Annotated in this window: 5 protein-coding genes; 2 read left to right on the forward strand and 3 right to left on the reverse strand. The window is 56.2% G+C overall.

Annotation, left to right across the window (positions count from 1 at the left end; translation table 11 throughout):
• On the forward strand, positions 1 to 647 hold a 647-nt coding region (locus tag VGE80_RS11425; RefSeq protein ID WP_440592758.1), incomplete at its 5' end, for a YihY/virulence factor BrkB family protein.
• Between the two features lie 139 nt (positions 648 to 786).
• Here the strand turns inward: VGE80_RS11425 and VGE80_RS11430 are convergent.
• From VGE80_RS11430 to VGE80_RS11440, 3 genes are all read right to left on the reverse strand, one after another.
• Positions 787 to 1113: a transporter gene (locus VGE80_RS11430; protein ID WP_373651693.1), complete on the reverse strand. Its 327-nt coding sequence runs from the start codon at positions 1111 to 1113 to the stop codon at positions 787 to 789.
• 136 nt (positions 1114 to 1249) lie between these two features.
• Positions 1250 to 2608, reverse strand: coding sequence for a DUF1501 domain-containing protein (locus VGE80_RS11435; RefSeq protein ID WP_440592759.1), 1359 nt, complete (start codon positions 2606 to 2608; stop codon positions 1250 to 1252).
• A 155-nt stretch (positions 2609 to 2763) separates the two neighbouring features.
• The gene (locus VGE80_RS11440; RefSeq protein ID WP_373651695.1) at positions 2764 to 3093 is read right to left on the reverse strand and encodes a TfoX/Sxy family protein; all 330 of its coding nucleotides are present in this window, start codon (positions 3091 to 3093) and stop codon (positions 2764 to 2766) included.
• A gap of 260 nt (positions 3094 to 3353) precedes the next feature.
• On the opposite strand from VGE80_RS11440, the gene VGE80_RS11445 reads away from it, so the two are divergent.
• On the forward strand, positions 3354 to 3722 hold a 369-nt coding region (locus VGE80_RS11445; RefSeq protein WP_440592760.1), incomplete at its 3' end, for a heavy metal-responsive transcriptional regulator.

Consider the following 3722-nt stretch of genomic DNA (forward strand, 5'->3'; position numbering starts at 1 on the left):
TCCAGGCCATGATCACTGCGGCGAGTAAAGAAAAGCATGTTGGCCTGGTCTCTTCGATCCTCGGGGTCGTCGCGCTGTTGTTTGGAGCGACAGGAGTCTTCGTCGAGCTCAAAGATTCGATGAATACGATCTGGGGAGTTAAAGTGAAACCCGGCCTGGGAGTCTGGGGACTGGTGAAAGACCGGGCCCTATCGTTTGCCATGGTCCTGTCAATCGGGTTTCTGCTGCTGGTTTCGCTTTGCCTCAGCACCCTGCTGTCGACCATCAGTCACTGGATCGACGTGCCTGTGTTGTCGCCGCAGATTGTCGATTACGTCAGCTCGTCTGTCGTGATCCCGATTCTGTTCATGTTTATCTTCAAATTCCTGCCGGATGCGCACGTGAAATGGCAGGATGTCTGGATCGGTGCCATTGTGACGTCGTTGCTCTTCACATTCGGCCGGTACTTGATTGGATTGTACCTCGCGAAAGCGGCAGTCTCGTCAGCGTATGGGGCGGCCGGATCGCTGGCCGTGTTTCTGTTGTGGACATATTACTCGTCGCAGATCCTGTTTTTCGGTGCGGAGTTCACACAGGTCTATGCCCAGTTGCGGGGCCATCATATTGTTCCCACTGAACATGCCGTCACGGCAGAGCCTGAAGAATAGCCGGATGGAACTTGAGAGAAGTCTCGACTCTGATTCGCTGCTGTCCAGTCATTCGCTGCAGTCGAGTCGCGACCGGCCCGGTGATTATTCATGCTTCTGGAGGGCCCCGTAGTGCGAACGATCCGTCAGGAAAAACGCGTTAAGAGAACGAGCGCGCCGATGGCCATCGCCACAAGCCGACGATCTCAAGTGAACTGAGACTTTCCTGAAAGAAGACGACTCCAATCGTGGTCAGCAGGAGAACCATTGAGACAGAGTAGACCACGCTGACGGTCGCGAGCTTGAGTTGCTTCATCACGAACACCCAACCAAAGGCGGTGGATGCGTACAAAACGAAACCGACGTAAAACCAGGGGGACCGGAGGGAATCCTTCTGCTGGCTCGCCAGTTTCAGAAAGTAGTCCCCACAGACTCCGACAATGCGGAAAGCCAGAGTGACGATGATCGCCAGGTTCGACTGTTGCATTGGCCACAGTTCTGTGAGGAGACTGTTCTGCTACGGGCGTTGAGGACTGAAGTTCACAAAAGTTCGGGGGCTTCGTGAATCAGAGTTCGTACGAAGCCCTCATATGGCAGCGAACGATTTCTCGCCTCCGCTGAAACTATCCCACCAGTTCCGGGATGGGGCGATGGCCGTCGATCAGGTAGCGTGGTCTTCCCCCCGGATCGCGTACGGTGGCGGTTTCAACGTCGACCCCCAGATTATGATAGAGCGTCGCGAGAACTTCGCAGTAATGGACAGGGCGCGATTGAGCCGATTCAGCAAGACGGTTCGTTGATCCGATTACTTGCCCCGTCTTCATCCCCCCGCCGGCCAGCAGTGCACAACTGACCTGCGGCCAGTGGTCGCGGCCAGCCGTTGCATTGATGCGAGGTGTTCGTCCAAACTCACCCCATGCGACCACACTGACGTCATCGGCCATCCCACGCTCGTGCAGGTCGTCGACGAGAGCCGTAATTGCCTGGTCGAAGACAGGGAAGACCTTCCTTCCGAATGCAAAGTTGGAACCGTGCCAGTCAAAATCGGCGAACGAGACGGTCACGCAGCGGACACCCGCTTCGACCAGTCGTCGCGCCATCAGGAATCGCGACACGAGCGCCCGGTACCCCAGATTAGAGTAGGGCAGAATCTGAAGATCATCTGCGCCGTATCGTTCGCGGACCTTGGGGTCTTCCCGGTCCAGGTCCAGTGCCTGCATCACACGACTGGAAGTCAGGACGTCGAGTGCCTGATCGACATGGGTTTCCATGCCGCCGATATGGCGGTGTGCATCTGCCTCGTGGCGGAAGCGATCGAACGACGTCAGCAGCATCCGGCGATCATCCATCCGTGGTGCCAGACTTTCGTTGAGCACCATGTTGGCACGCGTGTCGCCATCAGGCCGGAAGGGCTGGTGGACTGATCCCAGGAACCCTGGTCCTCCCACGTTATACGGAAGATGCTGCATCATGTCCGAGAGATCTGCGACGGCAGGAACCGCTCGATGTGTCTGTCCCTGCAGGGCCGAGATCATCGAACCAAAGTGGGGTGCTCCTCCGGGAATCTTGTTTCCGTAGGGGGCTCCGGTAACGCACAGGTTTGAGGCGTGGGCACCATCGGACCCGACAAGTGAACGAATGATCGCAAACTTGTCCATCCGCTGAGCCAGTCGTGGCATCAGTTCGCAAATTTCGATCCCCGGGACCGAGGTCGCAATCGGATCAAATTCTCCCCGAACTTCCGCAGGGGCATCCGGCTTCAGGTCATACATGTCCTGGTGGGGCGGGCCCCCCGGCATATAAATCATGATCGCACTGCGTTGACGGGAGGTCGAAGGCTGATTGCCGCTCGAAGAATGTTCCGCTTGTAACAGGCGGGGAAGTGTCAACCCCCCCATGAAGAGACCGCCGACCTGGAGGAAAGAGCGGCGCGTAACTTTGTCACAAAAATGCGAGATTCGGGGGCCCGTCAATGTCAACATCAGCAACTTCTCCAATCGCAGGACATCAGTTGTATCACCGCATAATACATCAACCTTCGTTTACGGGAAACGTTCGTCGGCAAAAAACCAGCCCGCCTCTCTTTGTCCTTGCGAATGGCGTTGTTCGTCTCCCGTGGGGATTGGCCGGAACGCGACTATTTCTTCGGCAGTCTCTTCACAAAGGATGTCGCTCGATCAATCCACCCCTTCAATTGATCGTCGTCTTCGACCGCCGGCGGTTCGACCAGGACCCAGTTCCGCATTCTCTTGCCGGTGATATCGAAAGGACGAACAAACGGCTCCCGAAGTGCCAGTTCTGACTCCTCTCTACCAAGCCGTGCAATCAGACAATCCTTTCGAACGCCGGTGAGCAGGTTGCCGTTCAGCAGGAAGCACTGGCAGCCGAACATTTTTTTCGGTTCGATCCCCTTTTTACGAGCAAGCATGTTCCGGATACGACTCGCAAGAATTTCATCGTAGGCCATGAATACCTCCAAAAGTTACGACGCATCCGGTGATCGAGTGACTCGAGCCTCCCTGTTTGAGCAGAGAAGGGGGGGAAGCTATTTATGGTCTGAGTCGTGAGCGGGAATGGGATATTGAGTTCACGTATCGTACAGTTCGCGGCAGCGGGCGTCTTTCGAATCTGCTTCCCTGATTTGTGCCTTGACTTTGGAGTATACTCGAGAGTGTAAGATCTCGGCGTCAATTGAGGTCCGCCCGGGGGTCCACGAAGGGGCTGTCGATGAAAGCGATGAAAATTGGCGAGATCGCCAGACTCTCGGATACAGGGATCGACACGATTCGGTTCTATGAACGGCAAGGTCTGCTGCAGGAACCCGAACGCCGTCCGTCCGGCTACCGACTTTACTATGAGAGAACTGTAGAGCGGTTGAAGTACATCAGGCGCGCGAAGGATCTGGGGTTCACGCTAGCCCAGATACGCGAGCTGCTCGACCTGTCGTTCGTCAACCCTTCCTGCTGCGAGCAAATACGCCAGCGGGCCGAAGCGAAAGTCTGCGACATCGAGGAGAAGATCCAGTCACTTCAGCAGATGAAACGTTCACTCAGCAAGATTGTGAAACGCTGCCGTGGGAATGGAACCTCCCACGAT

The sequence above is a fragment of the Schlesneria sp. genome (assembly GCF_036405755.1).
GTDB classification, from domain to species: Bacteria; Planctomycetota; Planctomycetia; order Planctomycetales; family Planctomycetaceae; genus Schlesneria; species Schlesneria sphaerica.